The following is a 3332-nucleotide window of genomic DNA, read 5'->3' as shown; positions in this document are numbered from 1 at the left end:
TATACTAAAAACAACTAAAACCTACTAAGTTGATATGATTTATAAAATATTAATGTTTTTTACAGAAAGGAGCTTCTAATGGCTAGCGTCTCAATTAAACAAGTCGGTAAAACGTTTGACAATAAACAAGACAATACCTCTTACACGGTATTTGAAAAAATAGACTTAGAAGTAAAATCAGGTGAATTCGTCTCATTACTCGGACCTTCCGGATGTGGAAAATCTACATTGTTAAATATTGTAGCTGGATTAGATCAAGCTTCAAAAGGATCTGTATTCGTTGGAGAAAAAGCCGTAAAAGGTCCAGGAGCTGATCGCGGAGTCGTTTTTCAGGAAGCTGCACTTATSCCATGGTTAAGCGTCTTAGAAAACGTAGTATTTGGTCTAAAGAAACAATATAGCAAAGAAGAAGCAAAAGAACGCGCGATTAAGTATTTAAAGCTTGTCCATTTAAGTAAATTTATTGACTCTTATCCTCATGAGTTATCAGGAGGAATGAAACAACGAGTTGCTATTGCTCGTGCCCTTGCCATGGACCCAGACGTACTACTTATGGATGAACCATTTGGTGCACTTGATGAGCAAACACGTTCTATGCTTCATAAAGAAGTTCAGTACATTTGGGAACAAACGAGAAAAACCATTCTTTTTGTTACTCATAACATCCGCGAATCGATTTTATTATCCGATCGGATTGTGTTAATGGGTACTCGCCCGGGTGGAATAATTAATGTCTTTGATGTTAATCTTCCTCGCCCGAGAAAAACATCTTCTAAGGAATTCGCTCTCCTTGAAGAACAAATCAATGAACAGCTAGCTGGAGAAATCGAAAAAGTAATGAAGGAGGAAATGGGTGATGATTATAATAGTCAGAAGGCTACTCTTCTTTATAGCTCTCATCGGAATATGGGAGATCATATATAGAGTAGATTTGTTCCAAACTCGTATGTTCCCATCTCCCCTCCTCTCATTTGTGGAGTTATATCGAGGATTTTTTGAGACCGGCATCTTAACTGCAGCTCTTACAACCAGTCTTGGTCGAATCTCCTTAGGCTTTGCACTTGCCGTAATAATCGGTTCTCTTTTAGGTATTATTCTTGCTACTTCTAAACTTGCAGATGAAACGCTTGGCTCACTTGTTGTAGCCCTTCAATCTGTACCTAGTATCGTCTGGTTACCATTAGCTCTTGTGATGTTTCAAGGTGGTCCGCTTGCGATTTTATTTGTTATCGTCTTAGGCGGGACGTGGCCAATGACCATGAATATGCGCATGGGAATTAAAAACGTTCAGCCGCTACTCATTCGAGCAGCTAGAACAATGGGTTATAAAGGTGTAGAGCTCATTTGGAGAGTACTCATTCCAGCTTCCATCCCTTCTGCTCTAACAGGTGTCAGACTTGCGTGGRCATTTGGCTGGCGCGCACTAATGGCAGCTGAGCTTTTAGGACGTGGTGGTCTTGGTCGAACATTACTTGATGCACGTGATTTCTTCAATATGGAACTAGTTATTGCCATTATGATCATCATTGCTGTTATAGGCTTAATTGTAGAATATTTAATCTTTAATCCAATTGAACGAAAAGTACTACAAAGATGGGGTTACTCAAAATAAAAGAGGAACACAGGAGGAGAAACAAGATGAAAAAATGGTTAAAAGCTAGCGGCATTGCCTTAACAATTGCAGCTCTTACTGCTTGTGGAACAGGCGGCTCTACAACAAGCGGAGGTCCAGCTGAAGAAATTAATGTAGGGTACTTTCCAAATTTAGATCACGCTGCTGCAATCGTCGGGAAAGAAAAAGGATTTTTTGATGATGAGTTAGGAGATGTTGAGGCTGAATATACACACTTCCCTAATGGAAATGATTTTATTGAAGCCCTTGAAACAGGTAATCTTGATATCGGTTATGTTGGACCCGGACCTGCTATTAACTATTTCTTAACAGGTGGAGATATCGTCGTCTTAGGAGCAGCTGCGAACGGTGCAACTTTAATTGTAGCGCGTGACGGGTCAGGAATTGAGACACTTGAGGACTTTGGCGGTAAGTCTTTCTGTACACCAGGTAACGGATGCACCCACAACGTACAACTTGAAATCATGCTACAAGAGCTTGGTTTAGAGTCAAACCGTGTAGGTGGTACAGTTGAACACCAATCAAGAATCGCACCAGCTAATATGGTTGCTATGTTTGAACAAGGTCAAATTGACGCTGCTGCTGCTCCAGAACCTTGGGGAACGTATTTAGTAGAGGAACTAGGCGCTAATGTTATTACAGAATGGGATCAAGTTTTCTTAGGAGAAACCCTACCAAGTGTTGTCGTTGTARCATCAAAACGATTCTTGGAAGAAAATCCTGAAACCGTTGATGCTTTCTTACGCGGTCACAAAACGGCAGTTGAATACACTCAAGAAAACACTGAAGATACACTAGAAACCATTAATGATGCTTTGTTCAACTTAACTCAAAACCGTCTTCCTGAGACTGTCTTATCTCAAGCATGGGAACGTATGGTTGTGACAACTGAAACTCACCCTGATGCTCTACAAGCTTGGGCAGACGCTTCTTATGAACTTAAGTTCATGGATAAAGAGCCTGACCTTGATGGATTTGTAGATACATCAAGACTCGATGCTATTTTAGCTGAATAAACAATGACAATCCCTTCATCACCGTGATGAAGGGATTTTGTTATATTACTGTATTAAATCACTCATCTATTTCCCTCTGCAAAAGTCCTCACACCCCCTTACCTCTTAAGCAATTTCTTCTATAACTTCTTAATTACTCGATTCGTGCATTAGTTTATCAATAAAACTCTCAATCAAACAATGTCAATACCATTATCAAAAAAGTCGAATAATTTTCACATTTATTATTTACAAGTTGAATGATATTGGATATAATTCCCTATGTAAACAAATTTGAGTGAAAAGGAGGCTGAACACTATGATGAACCAAATCACAAGATTATCTATTATTCGTTTTGCTTTACCTACGTCATGTTCAACACCTGCCGTCTCACTCAAAATGATTAGTTCACAACCTTAATTAACATTATGTGTACTACATATTGAGTCTAAAAGCCGCAGGTGACGTATATACCCTGTGGATTTATTATGTCTATTAAGCCACAGGGACGTCTAACTACCTGTGGCTTTTTTGTGCTCTTTTCAACATCCAATTTTTAACGAAATTATCACCATAGCTAACTAAGTATTCATAAACTAACACTTTGAAGGGAGGTGATAAAGATGACCTTTACGATCCTATTTTTAACCGTGACGGTTCAAAACCGTAAGTATGAAGGAAAACAACTGGAAAAAGCGGTAAG

3 protein-coding genes are annotated in these 3332 nt (G+C 39.1%); all 3 read left to right on the top strand.

Annotated features, from left to right (window positions below; all coding sequences use genetic code 11):
• The first annotated feature begins 78 nt into the window (after positions 1-78).
• Genes AB685_RS28885 through AB685_RS28875 form a run of 3 tightly spaced genes read left to right on the top strand, consistent with a single transcriptional unit; the run spans position 79 to position 2649 of the window.
• Positions 79-924, top strand: coding sequence for an ABC transporter ATP-binding protein (locus AB685_RS28885; protein WP_047974056.1), 846 nt, complete (start codon positions 79-81; stop codon positions 922-924).
• Positions 857-1612: an ABC transporter permease gene (locus AB685_RS28880; protein ID WP_047974055.1), complete on the top strand. Its 756-nt coding sequence runs from the start codon at positions 857-859 to the stop codon at positions 1610-1612. Before AB685_RS28885 ends, AB685_RS28880 begins: the two co-directional genes overlap by 68 nt.
• Positions 1613-1638: 26 nt before the next feature.
• Positions 1639-2649 carry an aliphatic sulfonate ABC transporter substrate-binding protein gene (locus tag AB685_RS28875; RefSeq protein WP_047974054.1) on the top strand — a complete coding sequence of 337 codons (1011 nt, stop codon included), beginning with the start codon at positions 1639-1641 and terminating at the stop codon, positions 2647-2649.
• The last annotated feature ends 683 nt before the right edge of the window (positions 2650-3332 follow it).

The organism is Bacillus sp. LL01 (genome assembly GCF_001037965.1).
The sequence above is the reverse complement of the archived record's forward strand: the minus strand, read 5'-3'. Positions and strand labels throughout refer to the sequence as shown.